The 23,487-nt window shown below is 48.2% G+C and carries 13 protein-coding genes; all 13 read right to left on the bottom strand.

The genetic code is table 11. From position 1 onward, the window contains the following. Positions 1 to 151: 151 nt before the first annotated feature. Complete coding sequence (locus FGI41_RS01780; protein ID WP_139488176.1) at positions 152 to 511, bottom strand: DUF7957 family protein; 360 nt, start codon at positions 509 to 511, stop codon at positions 152 to 154. Between the two features lie 349 nt (positions 512 to 860). After that, positions 861 to 1,169, bottom strand: coding sequence for a hypothetical protein (locus tag FGI41_RS01785; RefSeq protein WP_139488177.1), 309 nt, complete (start codon positions 1,167 to 1,169; stop codon positions 861 to 863). A 432-nt stretch (positions 1,170 to 1,601) separates the two neighbouring features. Then, a complete protein-coding gene (locus tag FGI41_RS01790) occupies positions 1,602 to 2,108 on the bottom strand; it encodes a hypothetical protein (protein ID WP_139488178.1) in 507 nt (168 codons plus the stop codon). 549 nt (positions 2,109 to 2,657) lie between these two features. Beyond that, positions 2,658 to 3,224 carry a GNAT family N-acetyltransferase gene (locus FGI41_RS01795; protein WP_139488179.1) on the bottom strand — a complete coding sequence of 189 codons (567 nt, stop codon included), beginning with the start codon at positions 3,222 to 3,224 and terminating at the stop codon, positions 2,658 to 2,660. Positions 3,225 to 4,765: 1,541 nt separating this feature from the next. Continuing rightward, on the bottom strand, positions 4,766 to 5,425 hold the full coding sequence (locus FGI41_RS01800; RefSeq protein ID WP_139488180.1) for an IS3 family transposase: 660 nt from the start codon (positions 5,423 to 5,425) through the stop codon (positions 4,766 to 4,768). Between the two features lie 40 nt (positions 5,426 to 5,465). After that, positions 5,466 to 5,675, bottom strand: coding sequence for a transposase (locus FGI41_RS25675; RefSeq protein ID WP_139488181.1), 210 nt, complete (start codon positions 5,673 to 5,675; stop codon positions 5,466 to 5,468). Positions 5,676 to 5,754: 79 nt separating this feature from the next. Continuing rightward, positions 5,755 to 6,162 carry a hypothetical protein gene (locus FGI41_RS01810; protein WP_139488182.1) on the bottom strand — a complete coding sequence of 136 codons (408 nt, stop codon included), beginning with the start codon at positions 6,160 to 6,162 and terminating at the stop codon, positions 5,755 to 5,757. A gap of 68 nt (positions 6,163 to 6,230) precedes the next feature. Continuing rightward, the gene (locus FGI41_RS01815; RefSeq protein ID WP_139488183.1) at positions 6,231 to 6,608 is read right to left on the bottom strand and encodes a deaminase domain-containing protein; all 378 of its coding nucleotides are present in this window, start codon (positions 6,606 to 6,608) and stop codon (positions 6,231 to 6,233) included. Beyond that, the gene (locus tag FGI41_RS01820; RefSeq protein WP_176560074.1) at positions 6,605 to 12,850 is read right to left on the bottom strand and encodes an RHS repeat domain-containing protein; all 6,246 of its coding nucleotides are present in this window, start codon (positions 12,848 to 12,850) and stop codon (positions 6,605 to 6,607) included. Before FGI41_RS01820 ends, FGI41_RS01815 begins: the two co-directional genes overlap by 4 nt. Positions 12,851 to 13,041: 191 nt before the next feature. Beyond that, positions 13,042 to 13,248 (bottom strand): hypothetical protein, encoded by a 207-nt coding sequence (locus FGI41_RS01840; protein WP_139488188.1) that lies wholly within the window; start codon positions 13,246 to 13,248, stop codon positions 13,042 to 13,044. Positions 13,249 to 13,397: 149 nt separating this feature from the next. Further along, complete coding sequence (locus FGI41_RS01845) at positions 13,398 to 15,674, bottom strand: fibronectin type III domain-containing protein (protein WP_139488189.1); 2,277 nt, start codon at positions 15,672 to 15,674, stop codon at positions 13,398 to 13,400. A 252-nt stretch (positions 15,675 to 15,926) separates the two neighbouring features. Next, entirely contained in the window at positions 15,927 to 16,709 is a 783-nt protein-coding gene (locus FGI41_RS01850; protein ID WP_255298258.1) for a ferritin-like domain-containing protein, read from the bottom strand. Between the two features lie 215 nt (positions 16,710 to 16,924). Next, positions 16,925 to 23,338 carry a non-ribosomal peptide synthetase gene (locus tag FGI41_RS01855; RefSeq protein WP_139488190.1) on the bottom strand — a complete coding sequence of 2,138 codons (6,414 nt, stop codon included), beginning with the start codon at positions 23,336 to 23,338 and terminating at the stop codon, positions 16,925 to 16,927. Positions 23,339 to 23,487 lie beyond the last annotated feature (149 nt).

A 23,487-nucleotide genomic window follows, 5' to 3' on the forward strand; every position in this document is an offset into this window, starting at 1 on the left:
TTGGTTGTATCGTTGGTTGAATCTGGTCGGGCTACAGGTAGACGAGTATGCTGAACGAGGGATCGGTCCCGGTATGTATGGCGGTACTACCCGTTTTCAGTAGATGTGAATTCAAATCTGGTCTAGACCGGAATAGATGGGTTCCGTAACGTTATTTTGTTAAACCACGCTCCACTATTTTTCCTGTGGCTGGTTTGATCACTACGTTCAACGCAAAATTGGTCGCGATGAGCTTCCCCGAATCATTGATCCATATAGCCAGATAAGTGACCGGATTTGGAAGTCCATAAAGCAGCCCCGCGTCCTCGATCCTCCAGAGTAGTTGTCCCTGCTGGCTGATGCCGTACACATTGTTAATCTCGTCTGCTCCAATTGAAATCCCTGTGGGGGGCAAGGTAAGGATCACAAGCCGATCATCCATTTCCCTGACAGAGTAAATAATATGTGGAAAATGAAGGATTTTGCCGGCTACCATGATCTCGTTATGATTGAGGCGAAAAGGAATGGGCATGGACTTGCTCCTGACTATGTTTTTCTGGCTCGTATCTCATTTTTTAGTAGCTTCAATAGAGACGGAATGATTGGATCGAGTCGGCTATGATCAAACCAAGGGACGTCTTTCCAAAAGGATGTATATCCCCTTAGCTGTTGGTAGGTGATTAGTAAGGTTTGTAATCGGATGTTATGGATCGACTGCTGTTTTGTAATCATTCCAACAACGATATCAAAACAGATCATTGCTTCCCCTTCCACTAATAGACCTTCGCACAGTTCTCTGGTTGCTTCTCATTCGTCGATTTGTTCCTTGGTAAACATTGTTGCCTCCTCCCCTTCATGACAACAATATGTTTGTCTCTTGCTCACAAAATCACACCTTTTGCCACCAAAAGGCTCCCCTCATACAAAGAAAAACGATGGCCCTTCTGCAATAATTCGTGCGGGGCTTCCTCCACTAAAAATGAAAATTGGGCGGTCACACATAGCTGTTCATCCAAAGGATTCGTCCACGTGATATCAGCACTCCAGTCCGTAGCTGCACCATCTGTAATTGACTGTTGCTCAAAGCGGACGATTGGACAGTATCTCATACCGGCAGCAAGTGGAGTCTTCCTCCCTCCTGCTTCAGGGGGGAGCCAGCAGATTTTGGCTGTTACGGTTTGGTTGCTCATGGGATGGGCCTCCGGTTTCTATGCAATCTGGAAATGAATTGGGTTAGTTCCTGCAATCAACGGATCTGGAGCTGTTAAATGTCATTTAGGTTGCGAAAAACATTGAAGAGTTTGATGCCCTTGTACCAGATTCCTAGTGGTGTCTCTTTCATGCGGTCTTACCTCCAATTTGTTAAGGGGTGCCCCCAGTTAGATGAAATCCTGTCTTTTGCATCTGCTTATTTCCTGCTGCGGAAGTATATACCTCCATCAAGAGAACAAACCATTCGTTATTGATATGGACACACAATCTAAAATGTTATTTCTATAGCTTGTTTACCTGCACGAATCAATCAAATAGTTCTTAAACAGTGAATCTAAGAATTCCTGAGGAACTATATTATTTCTAAAATTTAACGAAAGTAAGCTATCGATCGCTTCGTTCCAATTGAGTCATGAGTTATGCATAAAAATATTGGCATCAATACCACTGTCATCATTAAAAGCCAGTATACATACGCCATATTTCCTCTCGCCCCAGATCGCCCATTTCATTGAGGTTGGCAGCCATACCACGATTTCTGAGTTATATAGGATCGCATCGGCAGGACTCTCTGCCGGACCCTGTTCCAATGTATCCCAGCACTCTTCAGGAGTTGTCGAATCAGGAAAACAGCACCAATTAAAATAATGAAACTCATGCAAATAATAATCAACTGGGTCTGGTTCCAAAACAGCTAAGAAAACTTCTGTATATTTTGAAGCAGCTTTAAGCCGTTCGATTTCCATCCAAAATGACTCGCTCATCGCCATATCGAAGTCAAAGACGAGTGTTTTTTGAAAGTTGATATGAAAGACCTGCTCAGGTAAACGTTTCTTAGCGTCAAACACTTTTGTGATGAACTGATATGCTTTTTCAAACTCTTTTTTCTCCTTCATTAAGTGGACGGTGTTCGCCATGGTGAAGACCCCCCATTTTATTGTTTTCGGATGGTCGAAAATGATACAAATCGGGAGAATAATAAGTTGCTCCATTCGATAAGAAGCCTTGAACGACAATAAAACTAGGCCTATCAAGATCTCGGTGTTAGTTATATTTGTTATAATCAACTTTTAAGGCGATTTCCTTAGCATCATCAATCCTATTTTCATCTAGACATTGATGTATGTTGCTTGACTCCTCCTCCCAATCGGGACCAAAAAAAGCTAGATAAATTGCGAAATCTTTAAGATTTTCAGTTACGTTCGACTCCAAATTTCCTCTACAGCCTCAATCGCATTCATAGGTCACCTCATTTTTGGGATCACTTATGTGGAACCTGCAGTAGAAATGTCATTTCATAGCATGATATCCCTATTGACCATTGATTTCACAGTGTCATCTCTTTTTCCTTTTCATGTCTACGGTTTCATAAGAACAATTCGATCATTCTTGCGCTGATCCTACCCCAAAGAAGCCGACATTCCATTCGCGGAACATCAGCTTTTCACTTTCATACATGTATTCGCTTATGTTGACGTGGAAACGTCGGCTGCTTCCTGAAGCGATTTATTACTTCGTAAAACGGTAATAAAACCATCCAAAATATCGTGACTAACAGAAAATCCTTTCCGTTTATAAAATTCCAAAGCGTCATCATTACCATTGGAGACAAAGATAAAATAATCTTCGACATCATCAAATTGCTTCAACCACTTCATCGACATATGGAAAAGGGTTGACCCGATCCCATACTTCCTGTACTCCTCTTTAAGATAAAATTGGGATAAACAACCTACATTCTTTCTACTGACAGAAGAAAGGTCAAAAAAAGTGGCAAATTCATTTGAATAGGTTTCTTTGGGAGAGATATTGGAGTATACATAACCTACGATTTTATCGTCATCTTTGACAACCACCGTATAATTATGGATGGCCTTTTGGATGGAAGGCATCATCCGGGTGTCAAAATTCATGTTGTCAAATAATTCTGGCTTGATGTATGATTTTGACTTTTGGAAGGCCATGAGTTCATTGCATGCGTCTCTGCAGCATTCGATTTTGGCATCGGGTATTATTTCATATGTGATGTTCATGGTTGGCGCTCCTTTTATGTATCGATTGATAATTCTAGTGAGTTCATTTTCGTTAATTTAAAGGTATTTCCATTTTATCGTATATTGGAAAAGTCCACTAGACTTGCAGATGACTATCTCTATGTGGTTTCGTAACGCCATTTTTTAATTATCCAGGTGATCTATCATATTGCCATTCAGCTTTCGGTATAGACGTCCGGTAGAGCATGAGAAAGGCTTATTTCCATAATACATTTTATTTACTATATCTCGCCTTATATCCCTCATGGTTTTCTAACCAAAACGACGCTGTTCCTGATGCAGGTTTATTTTCAATGAAATTAGAGGTCCACATCTATGAGTTTGGAATATCAATTCCTACATAATCTTGTATTTTTTCAAAAAGCGGAAAAGTATGTGACCTACCTTTTTCTATATACCGATTCATCATATCTTTTTTTATTTTTCCCTTTCCTCTACTGCCACTACAATACTTCCTACTGTAATCAGAAGCTCATTGGGTTCCTTACCCGTTTTAGCTGTCTCATTTTTCTAACGAATCCAGGTTAGTTTTACTTAACACCCGTATTCTATTATTATTTTTTTTGCAACTGTATTATTAGGATCAACTGTCAATACCTCTTTTGCTATGCTAATGGCCTCCTGCATACTCACCAATGGCATAGAGGTTGACTTAGTAATAATGAGGCGAGGTAATGAAGTTCACTACTCTCTCCCGAATCAAATATTAGATCAGTTACAAAGGTGTATGTTATTAATCCTTCATGTTCGTAAGCAATTTCAAGCAAAAGGTTGGTTAATTCCTCCAAGCTGGTACCAGAAATTAATTTCTTTGCTGCTACAAAATCACCTACGAGTATCATATTTTTAAACGTCACCTAGTTTTCAACCTCCATCAACTTCCTTGTAAGCAGTTTCACCCGTTTCATGGTCTTTGGCTAGGTCTTTATCCCCCACTCGATTTCCTCGGTAGGTTACTCCCCGTCGTCTATTTGAACTTTAGTACCGGCTATAAAATAGTTACATAAAGTAAAAGTTTTAACAGTCCCTTAGTAGCATATTTTACTTTATTCTTTGCTGGACTAGCTACCGAAGGACCCCGTCTTCCTGAATTATCCATTCCTGGTCCCTGCTATATCTATTGTCTGTTTGGCAATATAATTTGGTACAATACATATCACCAATATCATTGTCTTGGCCTTGTTAGATCTATATACCTTAGTGGATTGTTGAGAAAACCTAGTGGACTTACCCTATTTTCCTTGATACAAATTTAAGACCAAGCGCTTACTAATGAGATTTCTCATACTCCACTGAACTTTTGTATCCCAGAGCCGAGTGCATTCTTTTGGTATTATAGAACATCTCAATATATTAAAAAATAGCATTTCGAGCTTCCTGCTCATTGTCAAAATGTTTGATTCCAGGCATTAGTTCGCGTTTTAGTGTATTCTAAAAATATTCCATTAACGACATTGTCATATGGGTCACCGAAGGCGGGACATGCTGATTCGGGCTCCTAGAAGCCTCAGTTTTTCTTGCTATCGCTTGCTTGTATATGGAGACCCTCTGCCTGTGTGGACAATTAGACCTTCTTTTGAATGTTCCTTGCCTACAGCTTGCATAAAGGCATCGATGACCAGCTGATCTGTCATCCTTGTGCTAATCGCTCTGCCGACTACTTTTCTTGAAAAAACATCAATGTATGTAGCGAGATACAGAAAGCCTGTTTGTAAGGGGATGTAGGTGATATCTCCCACCCATAAGGCGTTCTTCTTTTCAGTCGTAAAAGCCCGTTTCACAAGGTTCTTCATAATCCTTGTTGCATCGGGCTTTTTCCCATTTTGATTTCGCCTGCGAGAAGAAACAGCAGACAACCCCATTCTCTGCATCAGACGGGCGACGCGATTTTTACTGGTAAATATGCATCGTTTGCACAATTCCAGCGCGATTCGGGGGCTGCCATAGCGGCCTTTAAACTCTTTATAGACATCACGTATCCCATCTTCCAGAACTTCAAGGTCAATGGCTCGGTTACTCTTACGACGCTTTTTCCAATCGTAGTGTAGTAACCTTGTCGAGTAATATTTAAATATTCTACAGAGAAGTTTTACGGTATAGGTAGTTGGATTTTTCTGAATAAAGCGATATTTCGTTAATGTGGACCCTTTAAGAATGCCTGAAACTTTTTTAGAATTCATTCTCCGATTCCAATTCTCTTAGTCGGCTTTTGCAAACGTTTCATCTTGACATCCTTATTAATGACTGGATTCCACTTCCAGAAAAGGCGCTATCGGGGTTCGCTTGATATTCATAGACCCACCAGCTTAACATCGTCGGAATGATACCAATGGCTTTAGCAACTTGAGTCACCTGTTTACCTTCCTGTAGTACTTGCATAACGGCCGCGATTTTAAATGCCTTGTCATATTTTTTGCGAATACAAAACAACCCCTTTTCCCAAAGTTAACGTGGTCTTAACTTGGTGTAAAGGGGGTTGGAAAGTCCAAAAATGTGTACCTTAAAATTCTTATAAGTCTATTCCATATGTTTGTACAATCCGCTTTAACAATGTATCTTCCCTCATAAAAACATCATCAAGATCATTTGGAATGTTTGGCTGATAGTATTCTTTTTTACAAAATTGTTCCCATTTAAGTAATGTTTCTTTTGCTTTAATAAAATTAGTTTTATTACATCTAATAACAAATCCATAAATGTAATCATTACTTTTCAATTCAACTAAAATAAAACACCTAGGATCTTTTGGATCTTTCGCAATAAAAATTTCACTAAACCATTGATTTTCAATCACTCTTTCGAAAACTCCATTTAATTCTTGAAAGTCAATTGGAATATTCATCACCTCGCCCAGTTCTTTTATAATGTCCTCCATATATTCATTCGGAGCATTAATTTCATACTGTTTTAAATCCATAATACAACTCCTTCATAAAAATTTATTCTTTTACCAGCATAATACCTTTTCAAAACTCCTTAAAGACATTATTCACTAAATTGACTTGAAAATTCTTTAGCCCAATATCCGTCGCCATAAAAAACTTCAAGCGTTACATACGGATAACGTGTTTTAAATTGTTCGATAACACCATAGCAACTCACACAAGGATAATTTTCGGTATAAAGATTTATTGTACCATGCGCCTTAAAATTATTGCCAAGCAACAATGAAATTTCTTCAAGAATCTTAGCTTCGGCATCTAGAGCCCTCTGATAATTGTCACTGTATTCAGTGAGATACATTCTTAATGAGGGATCCGCTTGAAACTTCACAAAATCCTCCACATTGTTGAACTTACTATGTGCCATAAGTTCATCTGGTAAACCATCAATATCAATCCACGCAATCCCAAGATTCCCTATTCCCTTTTTAGGTAATTTATAAGGATTCTTTTATATTCTTCATGGATATCTGTTGCTCGCTCGGCTAAATCCTTCCCAACTGCTTCATAACCTTGGGCTGCCTCTATGATTGATTTTATTATTTTCCTTGGGCCCCCCAATGCTTTCTTAGCGCCATTAACAATGCGATAATAATCCTCATTACGAGCCCTTTGTTCAAGCTCTTCAGAAGTAAATTCATATAATCTATAATAGTTACCCGCAGAATATCCGGACTTAATTTTGTAAAAGCCTGAAGGATCAATGTATCCCGTGGGATTATTCTCTACATACGTAAACCTATTCAAACTTAGCGGATTATCCACCTGTCCCTTATACGTATCCTCCGTAATAAACCGTCCCACGCTTGGATCGTAAAACCTCGCGCGCAGATAATAGAACCCGGTCTCATCATCGTAAGATTCCCCAGCATACCTGAACGGGTTGTTCATTCGATCTTTTACTTGTACCTCTGAACTTGAATTCCCCCACGCATCATACTCGTATTGGTTGAGAACTTCGCGGGTATCTTTGTCGATGACTTTTACGACATCTCCGTGGCTGTTGTAGAGATAATAGCCGGATTGGTTAGTTGAAACGTCGTGGCGAAGGATGAGATTGTTGCCCCAGATGTTGCGGGCCATGACATTGCCTATTGCGTCTAGTTCCTCGATGATTTTACCGTTGAGATAGATGTACTGCGTCGTTTGGCCGTCGACAGTCTTGGAGGCGCGAAGGTTGCCGGGGTAGTAGGTGTAGGTCGCTTTCTTTTCCCCTATACTGGCTTTGGTCAAACGATTTAGGGCGTCATACTCGTAGCTTCTGGTTTCCGTCGGTAAGTTGAATGAGCCAAACATATGCTGCTGACGATTACCCAGTTTATCGTATTTGTAGGTTTTGGGCCTGTTTTTGGAGACTGGTACCGATACGGTTGTGGTTACAGATTGAGTTGGCTGGGTTTCTGTTGAGCTGCTTTTCGTGGGCGAATCTGGTTGGGCAGCTGAATCTGTATGACCTGGAGTTGTAGTGTCCGCATCAGATGGGTTACTAACCGGTACAACTTCCTCTTGTTGCATGGTTCCCTGTTCAGGAGTGGCTGCTTGGAGGTTAGCAGTTTTTTCTGGTGGGTTCTCTAATGAGTTTAATGGAGATGGCTGGATCGTGCTGTTTGTACTGGCAATTGCACCAACGGATACAGATGATGGAACAAAAGTAGAAGTGGGTATTGCCGTTGTCGCAGGTGTTGCAGAATTATTTGCTAATCCACTGGTCGTTCCTGATGTAATAACACTGTCCCACGGGTTCTTTTCGTAAACCAATCGGTCAATCTTGTCATATTCGTAGTTCCACGTCTTGTTGTTATGACTGTGGAGTACACGGGAGATATTGCCAAAAGCATCGTAGGTATTGCTTTCTGCCCAGCCGTCTGAATGGGTCGTAGTCTGGATCTGTCCCAAAGAGTTGGCTCGTTGGGTCATGCTGGGTCCGTCTGGATAACTGACTGTCGTGGAGTCGCCGGATGAACCGGTAGTGTAGCTATACTTGACTTCTCCACCCAGCAGATCGAATCCTGTGGTGGAGAGTGATTTGAGACGCTCCAGTTCGTCATACGAGTACTTGATCGTGGTAGTTCCCTCGGTCGGAGATGCAGTTGTCATCCCCGGATACGTGAAGGAATCGATCGCATCGTCCAGGTTGTCGATTTCCGTGTACTTCTTTTCATCAGAGGTGACAGGTACGGCCTCATAAGATAGCTTATATTCCCGTGCTGGCATGTTTTTCCCAGACACGGTGTAGGACGTCATCCGATTGAACGCATCATAACCGTAGCCCAAGGTATACTGGTCGTTCGTCTGGCTCGTGAGCTGGCGGGTTTTCTCGTCGTAGTTAGATTCTTCCGTATAGACGGTAGCTCCTGCCTTGTTGAAGACGGTCAGCTTCTCCAGCTCATAGTACGGGCTGTACTGGTAGCGGTGCTGGTTGCCTGTTTTGTCTGTAAAAGTCGAGACATCCCCGTTTGGTGTGTAGCTGTACCGTTCGACCTTATTATCCAGCAGATAATCCTCCTGCAGCTTCCAGGAGAGCGCATTGTAGTGGTAGCGCGTAGTCGGCTGGTCGTTCTGGATGACTTCGACGAGGTTGCCGAGAGCGTCGTAGGTGTAGTTGTATTCGTTTTTCTCCGGGTCTTGGAGATAAATCAGATCTCCCCGGTTGTCGTACGCGAAGTTGGTGACGCGCTGCTTGTTCTGGTCATCGCTTTTTTCCCATTTCTGCGTGATGTTGCCGAAGCCGTCGTAGGTGAAACGGGTGGTGTTTTGGACACTGCCTGTTTTTTCTTTTTCGACGATCCGTTCCAACTGGCCGAAGCGGTCTTGATAGGAGATGGTAACCAGGCCGTTTGGCTCGATGACCTCATTTACATCGACCGGAAGACGGCTTCCTGGGGTGGTCACGGTGTTGGTCTGGTTGTGGTAGGTAGCAAGACCACGTGGGTCGATCTCCATTTTTTCCGTTCCGTCTGGATGGTACAAAACCGTAGTGCGTCGGTCTGACAGAGCATGCGGATAGGTCGTAACCGGTTGGCGTCCATCTTTGCTGTAGCTTTGGAACACCAGTGGACGCATCGTTTTACCTTCCAAATAGGTGCTGGGCATCGGTGAGCATGTCGATTGCGGGCTTCGCGGTGTGCCGACGTATTCCCCCTGATACTCCACATCTCCAAACGGGGTCAGCGCGCTGACAATAATCCGTCCGTCTGGCAGGTGGGCGTACATGGTGCGCTTGTTGAAGGTGTCATCGAAGCCGTAGCAGGTCGTACGCGGTGTTCCTGTTCCGCTGGCTGGGATGAAGGTCTGTCCTGTCAGGCGGTCTAACATGTCGTAGGTGTTGGTGACTTTGCTGCCGTCTGGATAGGTCTGTTCCTTCAGCAGGCCACGGTCGTCGTATTGGAACGTCATTTCCAGCGTCTTGGTTTCGGTTTTGCTGGTCGCAACGTCCATGGTGGTGCGGATGACATCTATGCCTTTCGGGTCATAGGTAAAATTCTGGGTGAGCGTCTTGCTCTGTGCACCGTAGATGTTCTCTTGGATGGAAGACGGCAGGGTCGGAAAAAGACCTTCGTAGCGGTACACGCGCTCGATGCGGTCGTTGCCGTCGCCTTTTGGATAGTGGTCGGAGATGCTTTCGGTGGAGATCAGCTCCCCTTGATAGGTGTAGCGCTCCTCGTGCGAAAGGCCGTCGCGGGACTTTTTGCTGAGGTAGGTGATTTTTGGGTTAAAAGAAGGACCGTAGTGGTACTGCCAGATGGATGTGTTGCCTTTTGGATCGGTCTCCTGCACTTTGTCGCCGTGTTCGTTGTAGGTCGTGGTCGTGATGTTGGCGTAGTTGGCCAGACGTGGTTCGACGGTGGCGCGGTTGCTTATTTCAGGTTGTTTCAGAAAGCTAAACACTTCCTGATCCGGGATGCCGTCCACAAACCCGTACGTCCGCACCGGATTTGGTTTACCTGGCTCATACTCATAGCTGATAAACGTATTCGGCGTATAGCTGTAGTTGTCTTCTGTCACGGTGGACAGGCTGGAATCCGTGTTGCCGTTGAATTTGACAAGCCGCAGGACGTGCGAGCCTTGGTCGGATTTTGGGTCGATGTTGATGACGTAGGTCTTCTCCAGCTTGCGGTACTTGTAGAAACCCGTATCGAAATCTTCGCAGGAAAAAATCTTGTCCCCGTTCCGTTTGGCGACACCCGCGAGACGTTCGATATAGGATTTCGGAACCTTCCATACTTCCGGTGCCAGCGGTTGTTCTTCCGGCAGGAGCGGTTTGGCTTCGCAGCTGCTGTTGCCGAGTTTGTATTCCTTTCGAAAGGTTTTGAGCTCGGCGGATGACGGGTCGGTACTGTTGCGTCTCATCGTCTGGTAGGAGTATGCCACTTGGGTGACAGGCGCGTAGCTGACGTAGGACAGCGCGAGCGGGTCTTGGTACAGACGGATGACCCCGCGTTCGAATGGGTTTTTGACAGGGCTGACGGGGTCTTGCTCATACGGGCCTTTGTAGTAGTGGCTGTACTTGTATTCCAGATTGAGGCCTTGCAGGGAGTAGTCTACGTTTTTCAAAAGCAGGTAGCGGATCGTACGGCGGGTGCTGAGGTCTTCCTCGACGTACTTTTTCGATTCGATGCCGTTGAAATCCAGTAATACCTTGCCGGTGTCGTCTTTGGGCAGATAGTAGTCTTTAATCAGGTTGAACTCGGCGTTGCCCCAGATGTCAGGGTCATGATAGGTGTAGGATGCGAGCTTCTTGGTCTGCGCCGCGTTTTCAACATTGACCTCCTCGACCGAGTTGAGTTTGGCGAATGGTTCGTTGTTGCTGGTTTTTCGGTATTCGAGATTGTATTTGACGTGCTTGATGAGCTTGCCTTCCGGCGAAAACACCTGCAGCTCCGTGATGATGTTAGGCACTTCTGTCCGGTCGCCATTTGCAGGCTGAGCGTTGGTGAAGCTGACCTTGCCCTTTTTCAATAGAATCGTGCGTCCGACGCTGTCCACGATCTTGATCGGCTCGGTGTTGTTGCCGTATTTGGGATCTGGGACGTAGTAGGTGATTTTGTCGCCGAAGACGTTTTCTTTGGAGACGATGAGCTTGTAGGTATCGTCTGGATAGGGATAAAAAGTGTAGGTGAAGCCGTCGCGCATGACTTTGATGCGGTAGTTGGAGCTGTTGACATCATACTCCTTGAAGTCCATGCCTTCGTATGGCTCGTCCACCCAGTAGCCTGGTTTGTCAAAAGGCTGGACGCGCTCGAAGCTCTCCCCGTCTTCGAAGTGGAAAAAATGATGCGGGAAGCTGTCTTTGATGCGCTGGGTGTAGTGAACCTGTTTGGCACTGTCGCTGTTAATGTCGGCGGTGTAGGTGGTGTCGGCCTTGTCGTAGCTTGGGATGTTAAAGGACCAGCCGGTGGCAAACGGGATGTCGTTTAGCTCTGAGCGGTTGGTCATCGTTTTGTTTTTGTGAGGGCCGTCAGTGGTCGGGAGGATGACCTTGCTGTCCAGCTGGTGGTAGCGTCTGGTCAGGACGAGATCGAGGCCGTGTCTGCCTTTGAGCGAGATTTCGTTCTCGACGACGTTGGCGGCGCGGTACATCTCGTCGACGGGGTTGTCGGTGTTGGTTTTGAAATATTTGAAATGCTGATCCGGACCCTTGTATTTGGTGCTGGGTGGTGCGGCGAGGGTGGTGTTGACCTCGGTGATTTCTGGGATGTAGAGGGCAGAGCCGGAGTTGATGGTTTTGGAGATTGGGTTGGATGAAGCAGTTGGTTTGGTATACTGTGTCGATGTTGCTTTGGTTGATAAAGATTGCTTGGATGATGTGGCCGATTGGGATGATTGGGCTGGGCTTGAGGAGATGGGCTGGGGGGGATTGTTGCCGTTGCCGTTGCCGTTGCCGTTGCCGTTGCCGTTGCCATTTCCGTTACCATTTCCGTTACCATTGCCGTTTTCGTTACCGCAACCACTCCCGTTGCCATTGCCGTTCCCGTTGTTGCCGCAACCGCAGTCGTGACCGTTGGCGTTTCCATTTCCGTTGCCATTGCCGTTCCCATTGTTGCCGCAACCGCAGTCGCGACCATTGCCGTTTCCGTTGCCATTATCGTTCCCGTTGTTTCCGCAACCGCAGTCGTGACCGTTGGCGTTTCCATTTCCGTTGCCATTACCGTTGTTGCCGCAACCACAGTCATGACCGTTGGCGTTTCCATTTCCGTTCCCATTGCCATTCCCGTTGTTGCCACAGCCGCAGTCGTGACCGTTGGCGTTGGCGTTTCCATTTCCGTTCCCATTCCCATTCCCACACCCGTCACCCGGATTGGTCGGATCTCCCCCTTCCCCCGGTGTTGGCGGATCATCCGGGTCATACGGATCTTGTCCCGGCGGCTCGTCTGGCGGATAGCCGGGGGTCTGGTTGCCGTTGTCCTTTTTCTTTTTCCATTTCTTATGGGTGTAACCAGCGATAGGGGTGTATTTGATCAGATGGTTATACTGGTCGATGTGTAGTTGCTCAATCTCCCGCATGACCCGCTCATCGTCCCACGTGTAGATTTCCTCGGTCTCTTGCGGGGAGAGGAGCTTTTGCAGGTTGGTGTAAAAGTAAGCCGCGATCTGCAGCGTACGGCGTTCGAACAACTCGTTCGCCTGAGCAACCGCGTGGGCGGAGAGCTGATCCCACTGCATCTGGAGGATCTGTTCCTCGGTGTAGACTGGTTTAGTGGTCGGATCGGGTTGACCTTCGTTTACTAGGAGGTCCTTGATCTCGGGGTATTGGTTGAATATCCATTCGGACGTAGATGTGGTGGTGCTGTCCAGTTCACTTTTTGTTCGTACCGTGTTGTCCGTCGCTCCCTGTTCATTGAAAAAAGCGTTGCCTACCGTCTCACCGTCTCACCGTCGAGCAACTGCTTAGTCCATTCGGAGACGGGGCTGATCTCTGCTGCATCGGCTGACGGTGGGATGTAGGATGACAGCAGCGTGATGGTGAGCAAAGCATGAAAGGCCGTGGAAAAGCGTTTTTTCCATGTGGATCGTTTGGCAGATTGATGGTTGTCTGCCTTATGCGTTTGACTGCGGTACATTGGTTGGGTAGCACCTCCAGAATAAGAATCAAATGTAGAGAGTGGGGTCGATTTCACTGATGTATGTTCGTAGCTTTCGCAGTCGACGGCTGAGCCAAGCTCGGATGCTTGCTTTTACAGACTTCGGCTGAGTAACAGCTTTTACTTTTTTAAGAAGCAGGTACATTAAAGGGCTGATCACTACTCTCTTCAAGTGCCTCCTCCCCCGGCTTCGTTATATCAAACTCCTGCGGAGACGGCTTCGGTTCCTTACGATAAGTCACCTGCTTCGTATTCCCGTTCGTGTCGTATGTATAGACCCATTCCTGCTCATAGCTGCTTTTGATCCGATCCAACAGCGTCCCTGCGTAGATGTATTCAAACGTAAGCGGAATTGTGCGCACAGTGACAATCACAGGCTTGCTTTTGCCGCCTCGGTTTTCAGCATAGATCGTGAATACGTATGTCTTCTCTTCCACTAGACCCTTGATTTTCACGTTGGCCTTTTTAAAAGTCTTTTGCAGTGGTGATTCACCCTCGCCGTATTGGATCACGTATGCTCGGGCGCGCTTGGCTGGTTCCCACGTGAGATAGGCCGTGATAGAGGTTACCTTGTCGAGGACGATATCCGGAGCCTCTGGTGGGTCGGGCAGAGTGCGGAACGTGGCGATGGCAGAAGCACCGTCTTTGCCCGCTTCATCCAGTGCGCGGAGGTGGAGTTCGTATGGCTTGTCTTTTTCCAGATTGGTCAGGGTGTAGGTGGTTGCTCCTGCAGGGATGGAGAGGTTTTTCTCCCCGTTGATCCACAGGACGTAGCCCTTCGCTCCCTCGACGGCATTCCACTTAAGCTCGGCTGTGGTCTGCTTGATCTTCTCCTTGATCACTTCAAAACCAGTGGGTGCAGGCAGCTCACCCGTTGGCGCAGGCGGGTCGGGCATGTCGGGGATGAACTCCTCATCTCCGGCAAAATACTCCAGATGGGCGCGGGGGCTTGTCCCGGTGATATTGCGGGCGGCCACATACAGGTCGTAGGTTTCGCCTGCCACGATGTTTTCCATGACAAAATGATCGCCGAACGTGCCGGTGCTGCCGAGAAGCTCATCTCCGTTGTAGACGAGGTATTCGGTTGCGTCCTTGACCAAATCCCATGAAAATTCGGCAGATTCGGAGCTGTCCATCTCAGCATAAAGGGTATCTTCATTCGGTTTTTCCGGGGGTGCGGGATGTGTCGGGCTGATCCAGGCAAAAATGTCCTGTGACTCCTCGCTGCTGGTTTCGGTTTCAGCGTTGTTGGTATCTATCGTGATTCCATACCAGGTGGATGGCTTTAAATCAAGGAGCAACGCCTTTGTCTCGGAGACTGGCAGCGTCGGGAAACTCTGAACTTCCTTGCCGTAATCATATCGGCCAGTAGGTGGGTGGGTGCTCAGATAATTCACGTTGTACTTTTCTACGCCATCCAAAGGGGCCCAGTTCAGTCCGATGCTGGTCGGCTTGTTCTCCATAGTGATCGTGGCTGTCCGCTCTGGTGTCAGGGCAAACAGGAACTTCCAATCATCGCTGGCCGTCATCTTCTCCTCGTCGAAAACGGTGATGATCCCCACATCCCACATCGGGAGAGAGACTTTGCCCGTCGGGAGCGGCATGGTGATCGTGGTGTCCGTGGTCATCTCCATGGTAGAGATCTGGTCGTTATCATCGGAACTGACCTCCACCACATAGGATGCGGCCCCGACGACCTTGTTCCACTTGAGTGTGATGCTGGTTGGGGTCATCCGGGTGACGGTGAAGGTAGTGACGTTTTCGTACTCAGGTGTTTCTGCAGTTGTTGATGTGGCACTTGCGGTAGGAACAGTGGTATTCACAGTACTAGATGTCTGGCTCTCGTTGCTTGCAATGCTTGCTGTTCTTGATGTCGTAATTACATGACTTGCAGCGCTTGCATCGTTGCGACCTACAGCATCGCCGTTTTCTCCGGTTCTACCGTTCCCTGCCTCCTCCCCGGTTGTTTTCCCCGGCTTTCCAGGCTTTCCAGGCTTCGGAACCGGCTTCCCCCGCTTCTTCTCCGCCTTTTTCTGCAGGCTGGCATGGACATCTTTTCGCTTTTCCGTCTTGCCTGTCTTCTCATCCAGGACAAGCATCGTCCAGTCCCACTCATCGGTCAGGCTGAGAACTGCCTGTTTTTTGTTCAGAAAAATATTGCCGCTTACGGCTCCGGTGTAAGATCCGATTGATTCCTGATAGATCCAATCCTTCTGTTTTTTATCGGTTTTGCGAAAAAACAACTCACTCGTCCCGAGGTCCTGCACGATCTCGTACAGATATCCCTTGTACGTAGTGCGTTCGATGTACTTCCACTTCTCTTCCAGTTTGTCACCCGCAGCATAGGCAGTGGGCGCGAGCGCCGTGGTGAGAAGCAGACAAAGTACGAGTAACAGCCTGATCATTGTTGGTTTCTCCTCCTCTATGGTACTTTCTGGTCTGATGAATGCAGGTACAAATTCCCCCTTCTTTTGATACATAATCCCTAGGGAAATAACTTTATCTTTTCCAATAAACACCAAAATGCGACTTTTGTCCACATTTTCCCCTTACCAAAAGTTACTTTTCACCCAGTAGACACAAAAAAAAGACGCCAGCTGAATACCGACGTCTTGCTGAGTCAAAGCGTATAGACGCATCAATGAGCGTATAGCACCTTATTGAAGCTTGGAGCCTGGGTGCATCGGACGGTCGCCTGCGAGGTCGGCGCGTCCATCGTAGAGATGATTCATACCACGAGTGAGGGTATCATCTTCGAGCGTGCTGTAGAGATGGTAGCCGAGATCTTCGCGTTCGACCAGGATATCTTCGAGCACTTCGACGGTACCGAAGTCTCTGAGCTGGTGGGCGCGTTCGATCGTTTTGCGGAGCATCTGCTGGATTTTGAGCTCGTGTTCGAGATCGTTGCGAAGATAGTCGCGGAGCGTATAGCGGCCTTCCACTTCATGCTTGATATAGGAAAGCTCATGCTGGGTGATCGGATGAGCGGTAGGTACGCCGCCAAGACGTGCTACGCGCTCACCGATTTCGTCGATATGATCGTTGGTCTTCTCGATATGCTCATTGAGCAGCTCATGAATGCTGAGGAAGCCCTCTGCCCCCTCTGACATCCAGTGATGCTTGCGGTATTGATGGGCGGCTACGCTGAGTGCGCATTGGTGGTCGTCGAGATGGAGGATCATTTCCAGACGTATATCATATGGCAGGCTGATCCCTGCGCCGATTTCCTTGGCGGTGCGTGGCTGCTGACGGAGAATCATGTTGTTGTGTGCAGTAGTGTGGCCTGGCATGTTTGGATTAAAGCCGGTTTTGTCCAGATTAAAACGTCCGTGCCAGTTGGCCAGATTTTGCATGGTGGCAACCAGCATGTTTTGCGGTGGGTATGGGGCCATCATGCCTTCCATTGGCGGTTGCATCGGGGGTTGCATATGATGATTCACGTTCAGGCACTCCTTTAACTGGAAAGTGGGGTCGGTGGTAGTATCTGCTTCACAGGAAAAAGTATGCAAAAAATCCGCCCAAACTCTTGATCCTGAAACGATCCTGTTCACTTGGAAGATATAAAAAAAACGGATCAAAGGAGATTTCTCCCCTTCGATCCGCTCTTGGTCAGGTGCATGATGAGTTTTTGCTCTCATCCACCCTGCTGGTTATCTTATTTCTTTTCCCCGTTGTCTACACGCTTGAGGAAGTCTTTGACGACACCGTTGAACTCTTCGTGGTGGGTCATGAATACCCCGTGACCGCCACCTTTGATCTCATAGTACTCGGTGTTTGGGATACGCTCGTACATCAGAGTGGATTCGTTGTGGTCGATGACGAGATCATTGGATGCTTTGGTGATCAAGGTCGGGACGGTGATCTCTTCGAGCAGGTCAGTCGTGTAATAGCCCTCAGTGGTGAAGACTTCGATCAAGTAATTGACTGCTTTTGGATTGAGGTTGTGGCTGTTGAAGAAGATATCGTAGTACTCTGGGAAGCCGAGCACTTCGAAGTCTTCTTTGATGGTGCCTTCCAGCTTTTCCATGTTGTATACCTTCCACTTGGAGAAGCTGTTGCACAGCGTCAGGGAAGCTACGCGGTCTTTGAACATATGGACAAATTTTTGCCCGACCATACCGCCCCAGCAGATGGCTACCACGTGCACAGGGAAGGTCACATCTAATTCTTCGAGGACATCCATGAAGCCTTGGCTCATGCCTTCGAGAGAGACGACACCGCTCGGATCAGAAAGACCGACACCTGGGATATGGATATTGATCACTTGGTACTCATCAGACAGGTCGCGGAACTGGTAGTAGAAGGAAGCAGAGGTCAGACCGAAGCCAGAGATCAGGAAAATGGTCTTCTTGCCACGGCCGCCGCCTGTGATGGTTGCTTCCATGTTGTAGCCTGCTTTGGTCTTGACGAGTACGCGGTAGAGGGATTGGTCATCGTATTTCATGTACTCTTTTACCGGATCAACAGCATTGAACGGACGGCGTTTTTCGGTGTGCATGCCGATCCAGCGGCCCATGAACTCTTCGGCTGGATAATCTTTTTCTACCTCGAGCAGGTGAATGTTGCTGTTGCCGAATTTGAAATCGTACATGTTCTTCTCAACCCAGTAGCTTTCTTGGGCAAATGGATACGTCGGCAGCATCACGCGTGTTGGTGCTTGGTTGCCGTACAGCAGACTCCAGTCGACATTGGCACCCATGGCCCAGAGCTGTGCCACTTTGTTTACTTTTTTGCTCAACACGAGCGATTTGAGGAATTCTGCACCCTCTTCGCCTTCGATTAGGAAAAGCTCTGCTTTGCCCGCGTCTTTCTTGGAGTTGCCGCGGAAGCTGCCGGCGATCTGTTCTTGACCGTCGATGAAGGCGGACAGCTTGGATTGGAGCTCATCTAAGCTGCTCACGAGCAGGACGAGACGCTCTTCCAAGTCAGCACGGCCTACTTGATAGGTGTACACCACGTCGGACAGGGTGTAGTCCGCGGCAGTGGTGCCAAGGAATGCCAGAAGGTCAGCTGCGTATTCTTTAAGCTTCTCATCGTCTTTTGCAGAAAGGATGAAGGCTTGCTCACCGGCAATCGTTGCCGCAGGTTTACGGCTGGTGAATTCCTCCACGATCACGTGGGCATTGACGCCTGCAAGGCCAAAAGAGCTGACACCTGCGCGGCGCGGTGCTCCGTTGCTCACCCAGTCCTTGGTATCTTGCACGACGTAGAATGGGCTTTGGTCCAGATCGAGGTATGGGTTGAGCTCGGTGATATTGGTGGCACCAGGGAGTTGGCCCTGCTTCATGGAAAGCACAACCTTGATCAGGCTGGCGATACCAGATGCCCCTTCCAGATGGCCGAGGCTGGATTTGAGGGAACCAAGACCAATGGATTGAACAGCTGGGGCGGAATCTTCACTCAATTGGTTAAACGCTTGTTTAATTGCGTTCACCTCATTCATGTCGCCCATCAGGGTAGCGGAGCCGCTGATCTCGATATAGCTGACAGAAGCCGGATCAACCTCAGCTTTTTGGAACGCGTCCACGAGTACTTTGGTCTGTGCTTCTGGGTTCTGGGTGGTGATGGAGTTGCTGTATCCACCGTGGCTGACCGCAGAGCCTTTGATCACTGCATAGATGGTGTCGCCGTCTTTTTGTGCCTGGCTGAGTGGCTTGAGCAGGACGACACCGACCCCCTCGCCGCGCACATAGCCGTTGGCGGATTTGTCAAATACCTTGGTCGCTGGTTCATTGCTGAGCAGACCGAGACGGGTCAGGGCCAGATGCGGATATGGGCTGAGGATCAGGTTGACACCTGCGACAACAGCTGCCTCGCAATCGCCTGCCTGCAGGGCATTGACCGCTTCGTGGAGCGCGACGAGAGAGCTGGAGTTGTCTGTGTCGATGGCGACGGATGGGCCTTGGAGGTTCAGCACTTGGGAGACGCGGTTGGCGATGATGTTGCGACCTACCATGTTGATTTGGTGTGCTTCGATTTCAAGCCCTTCTGCACGCATCACGTCTACATAATCAGAACCCGATACACCTACATAGACACCTGTTTTGGTGCCAGAAAAAGTGGATGGCTTGTATCCGCTGCCTTCGAGGGCTTGGTGAACGGTCTCAAGCAGGAGGCGCTGCTGTGGATCCATCAGCTCTGCTTCGCGCTTGGTGATCCCGAAGAACCCTGCGTCAAACTTGTCCACATCAGCAAGGAAGCTGCCGTACTTGGCATCGGTCCGGCTTTGTTCTTTTTTCGGGTCGCCGTAGAAGGCATCGATATTCCAACGGTTTGCCGGGATTTCGGTGACGAAGTTTTGGCCGTTAATCAGACCGCCGAAGAACTCCTGCAGGTTGGCCGACTGTGGCAGGCGCGCGCCGAGACCGATGATGGCGATTGGTTCGGTTGTGCGGGTATCGGAAGCTTGTTCCGTGTCATAAGCCGCAGTGAGAACCTCTCTCTCCTCGACGGTTACTGCGGCCTCTGCATAAGCTTGAGTCACCGCTTGTGTCTGTGGAGCTTCCGATTGCAGCTGTACCGCATATTCCTGACGCATGGTTTCGTAGTAGTTGCTCATCAGGTAGCCCGCAAAACGGGTAATGGTTGGGTAATCGTAGAAAAGCGTTGGGCTGATGTCAAACTGGAATTTTTTGCGCATTTTGACCATGACATTCGTCAAGCTGATAGAGTCGATCCCGAACTCTTCAAGGTTGGTGTCAAGACTGATCTGGTTGGTGGTGACATTGGCCGCTTCGGCAATCATCTGTTGCAGGTCGGATTCGATATAGTGCAAAAGTCTGTCGTTCATGTTTTCCGCTCCTATCTGTTTTTTAGCTGGTTGTGCCGGTTTTTTCGGTGCTTGGGATTGTGGTGGTGATGTTGGCGCTGGTGATGCTACTGGGGCCGTTTTTGCTTCAGAGACGGTAACATCTGGCTTAACTGGCTTTGCATCGCTTATGGCTTCCGGTGTTTTTGCCGGGGCAGTCCCCTGTGCAGGTTCGACTGGTGTCGATACCGTTACAACAGGTGCCGTCGCCGGTTTCGCTATTGCCGCTGGAACTAGCTTGATCGCGGCATTCGTCTCACGGTCGCCGTATGCTTCGATAATGTCAGCGAGCTTGCTGGTCAACAGCAGTTTTTTATCGATTTTGAGACTCGCCGTCAGTGGGTATCGGTCCATGAATACATAGACGGTCGGGATCATGTACGGCGGGAGCCAAGTTTTCAGTTCGTTTTTGCGTTCTTCACGGTTCATCAGCTGTTCGGTTTCCCGTTTTTTCAAGAAGGCGATCAGCTGCTTATTGCCGTTGAGGTCATCCCGGACAAGCGCCACCGCTTCTTTGATATCACGGTTTTTGAGAAGCGCGTTCTCCACTTCCTCCAGCTCGACACGGAAGCCGCGCAGCTTCACCATGCGGTCAGCACGTCCGATGATGTCGATCCGTCCGTCTGCCAGATAGCGGACGAGGTCGCCTGTCTTGTAGAGCTGTTCACCTGGCTTGAACGGGTGTGGCACGAAGTTCTTGGCATTCATCTCAGGTCGCTCCAGATAACCACGGGAGAGCTGGATGCCGCCAAGATAGCACTCTCCGATAACGCCAATCGGAACGGGATTCATATGTTTATCGAGGATATAAAATTCATTATTGTGATACGGACGTCCAATCGTGATCTTATCCCCTTCGGCTACCAGACCGCTGGAGTTGTAGATCGAGGTCTCGGTCGGCCCCCAGCCGTTCCACACCTCGGCGACCACCTTTTGCAGTTTTTCGCAGAGGTCTTTGGTCAGCGTGTCGCCACCTAGGAGCAGTCGTGCATTCACCTTTTTGCTCCAACCAGCGGAGACAAGCATCTGGCAGGTGGCCGGTGTGAACTGCAGGAAAGTAACCGGATCGTTCTCGATTTTTTCCAGTAGCTTGATGCCGTCTTTGAGGTAAGCCTCTGGTACGATATCAAGCGTGGCCCCGCATGTGGTCGGGAAGAACATATCGATCACAGACATATCAAAACAGATTGTAAACACGCCGAGCATATAGTCACCAGGGCCGAGGTTGAATCGCTTATGTTTGGCGCAAAGGATATTGGTCAAGCCTTTGTGCAAGACCTGTACGCCCTTTGGCTTCCCAGTCGAACCAGACGTATAGAGTACATAGACCGTATCCTCCGGTGTCGCCCGGCGAACCTGCGGCACTTCCTTGGTGGTCGCTTCCTCTACGATCTTCTCCCAGTCGGTGTCGAGCTTGATCGCGCGGCCGTTGAAGTTAGGCAGCTTGTCCACCAGTGCCGTCTGCGAGATCACAATCGGGATTTTGGTCTCCTCGATCATAAAAGAGAGACGTTCCGCCGGATAAATCGGGTCAAACGGCACATACGCCGCACCTGATTTCACGATCCCAAGAAGCGTCACCAGCATCATCTCAGAGCGTTCGAGGAATACCCCGACGAATTGACCAGCCTCTACTCCCTGCTGATTGAGATAGTGAGCCAGGTGTGTCGACATCTCATCGAGTTGAAGGTATGTCAGCTTGGTATCCTGATACACACAGGCGATTGCGTCCGGCGTGCGCTCCACCTGTTCGGCGAAAAGATCGAAGACACATTTTTCGGCAGGGAAATCAGCATAGTGGTCGTTCCACTCGATGAGGATTTTGTGCTCCTCCTCTGTGGTGAGCAGCTTGATTTCGGAGAGCTTTTTCTGCGGGCTTTTGGCGATATCGCTGAGGATTTGCACGTAGTGTGTCGCCATGCGCTGAATCGTCTCGTGGTCAAACAGAATTTGGTTATATTTGAACAGGACCTTGTAGCCGTGAGCAGTCGGGAACAGCTCAAGCGCGATATCATACTCCACCGCCTGATAGATCTCAGGAATCGTCTGAAGCGGCAGAGCCGAAGCGTCGCTGCTGTCGCCCTCCATCCAATTCTGGAAGCTGAAGGAGACGCGGAAAAGACTGGTCGGTGAGCTTGGGCCTTGGACGCGGCGCAGATCTTGAATAATGGAATAATAAGGATAATCTCCGTGCTCCAACCCATTCACGACCGTTCCATGCACCTGTTCAAGCAGCTCCTCAAAGGTCGGATTGTCCGCCAGTTTGGTTCTGACCGCCAGCATGTTAACGAAATAACCGATCACATCACGGTAAGCAAGGTCGGGACGGCCAGCCGCAGGTGTACCCACCACGATATCTTCCTGATTCGTGTAGCGGTGCAATAACACGTTAAATGCCGAAAGCATGACGGTAAAAAGCGTCTTATCCACATGAATGGCAAGGTTTTGTAGGCCCTTGGTCACTTTTTCATCCACTTCGATCATAAAGGCATTGCCTTGGTATGCGGTTTTAAGCGGGCGGGGCTTGTCCAGCGGAAGCTCCAGAGCAGGAATCTCGCCGGAAAATTGGGACAGCCAGTATTCCCGGTGTACCTGTCCGGCCTCTCCGTTGATCATCTCATTTTGCCAATTCACAAAATCCTTGTAAGATACGGATGATTCCGAAAATAAATAAGACTTCCCTGCACTCTCCGCTTGGTAGCACGCTTGAAAATCGCGTTGGAAGATAGCAAGAGAGATGCCGTCAAACACAATATGATGAATGCAAATCAACAGATAATGGCAGTCTGATGCCTGACTGAACAGCGTAGCCCGCAGCATCTGGCCGTTACGCAGATCAAATGGCTGATGGGCTTCCTCTTTCATCTTGTCGATGATCTCCGCCTGCTCCAATCCAGACACATCTGTACAGGTCAGGCGAAAAGCAGCGGCTTCGGTTGTCCGTTGAACCGCTTCCCCCTCGTCATCCATCCCAAACTGAACACGCAGGCTCTCATGATGCTCCACCAAGCGTTGCAGAGTCCGCTCCAGAATCTCTGCATCGAGCGTCTGACGGATCAGAAACGCAATCGGAATGTTATAGGTATGGCTGTTTGGATGGAATTGCCAGTTTACCCACAGCCCTTTTTGTCCCTCGGAAAGCGGATAGGACAAAGGTCGGATCACCACCTGATCGAGCTGTTCAAGATACTGCGTCGCTTCCGTGATGGTCATTTCTTTCGCTGCCACTTTGCGAAAAATCTCTTCTTTCGTCAAACGCATAAGCTCGCTACATTCCTTTCGTAAGGTGGATTCTTCTTCGTTTAGATTGATTGAATTAATATGTTATTTTTATACTCAGAGACTATCTAACTACTATCTAAGAAATATATTCCATCAAGGACTATAACAACTAGTGTAAGTATTATTGC

Source organism: Brevibacillus dissolubilis (genome assembly GCF_006170445.1).
GTDB classification, from domain to species: Bacteria; Bacillota; Bacilli; order Brevibacillales; family Brevibacillaceae; genus Brevibacillus_B; species Brevibacillus_B dissolubilis.

What these genes read in the sequence shown, in the direction of transcription:
- FGI41_RS01840 (WP_139488188.1), bottom strand. Translation starts at nt 13,248, where the DNA reads ATGTACCGCAGTCAAACGCATAAGGCAGACAACCATCAATCTGCCAAA.
- FGI41_RS01845 (WP_139488189.1), bottom strand. Translation starts at nt 15,674, where the DNA reads ATGATCAGGCTGTTACTCGTACTTTGTCTGCTTCTCACCACGGCGCTC.
- FGI41_RS01855 (WP_139488190.1), bottom strand. Translation starts at nt 23,338, where the DNA reads ATGCGTTTGACGAAAGAAGAGATTTTTCGCAAAGTGGCAGCGAAAGAA.
- FGI41_RS01790 (WP_139488178.1), bottom strand. Translation starts at nt 2,108, where the DNA reads ATGGCGAACACCGTCCACTTAATGAAGGAGAAAAAAGAGTTTGAAAAA.
- FGI41_RS01820 (WP_176560074.1), bottom strand. Translation starts at nt 12,850, where the DNA reads ATGCAGTGGGATCAGCTCTCCGCCCACGCGGTTGCTCAGGCGAACGAG.
- FGI41_RS01800 (WP_139488180.1), bottom strand. Translation starts at nt 5,425, where the DNA reads ATGAATTCTAAAAAAGTTTCAGGCATTCTTAAAGGGTCCACATTAACG.
- FGI41_RS01785 (WP_139488177.1), bottom strand. Translation starts at nt 1,169, where the DNA reads ATGAGCAACCAAACCGTAACAGCCAAAATCTGCTGGCTCCCCCCTGAA.
- FGI41_RS01810 (WP_139488182.1), bottom strand. Translation starts at nt 6,162, where the DNA reads ATGGATTTAAAACAGTATGAAATTAATGCTCCGAATGAATATATGGAG.
- FGI41_RS01780 (WP_139488176.1), bottom strand. Translation starts at nt 511, where the DNA reads ATGCCCATTCCTTTTCGCCTCAATCATAACGAGATCATGGTAGCCGGC.
- FGI41_RS01795 (WP_139488179.1), bottom strand. Translation starts at nt 3,224, where the DNA reads ATGAACATCACATATGAAATAATACCCGATGCCAAAATCGAATGCTGC.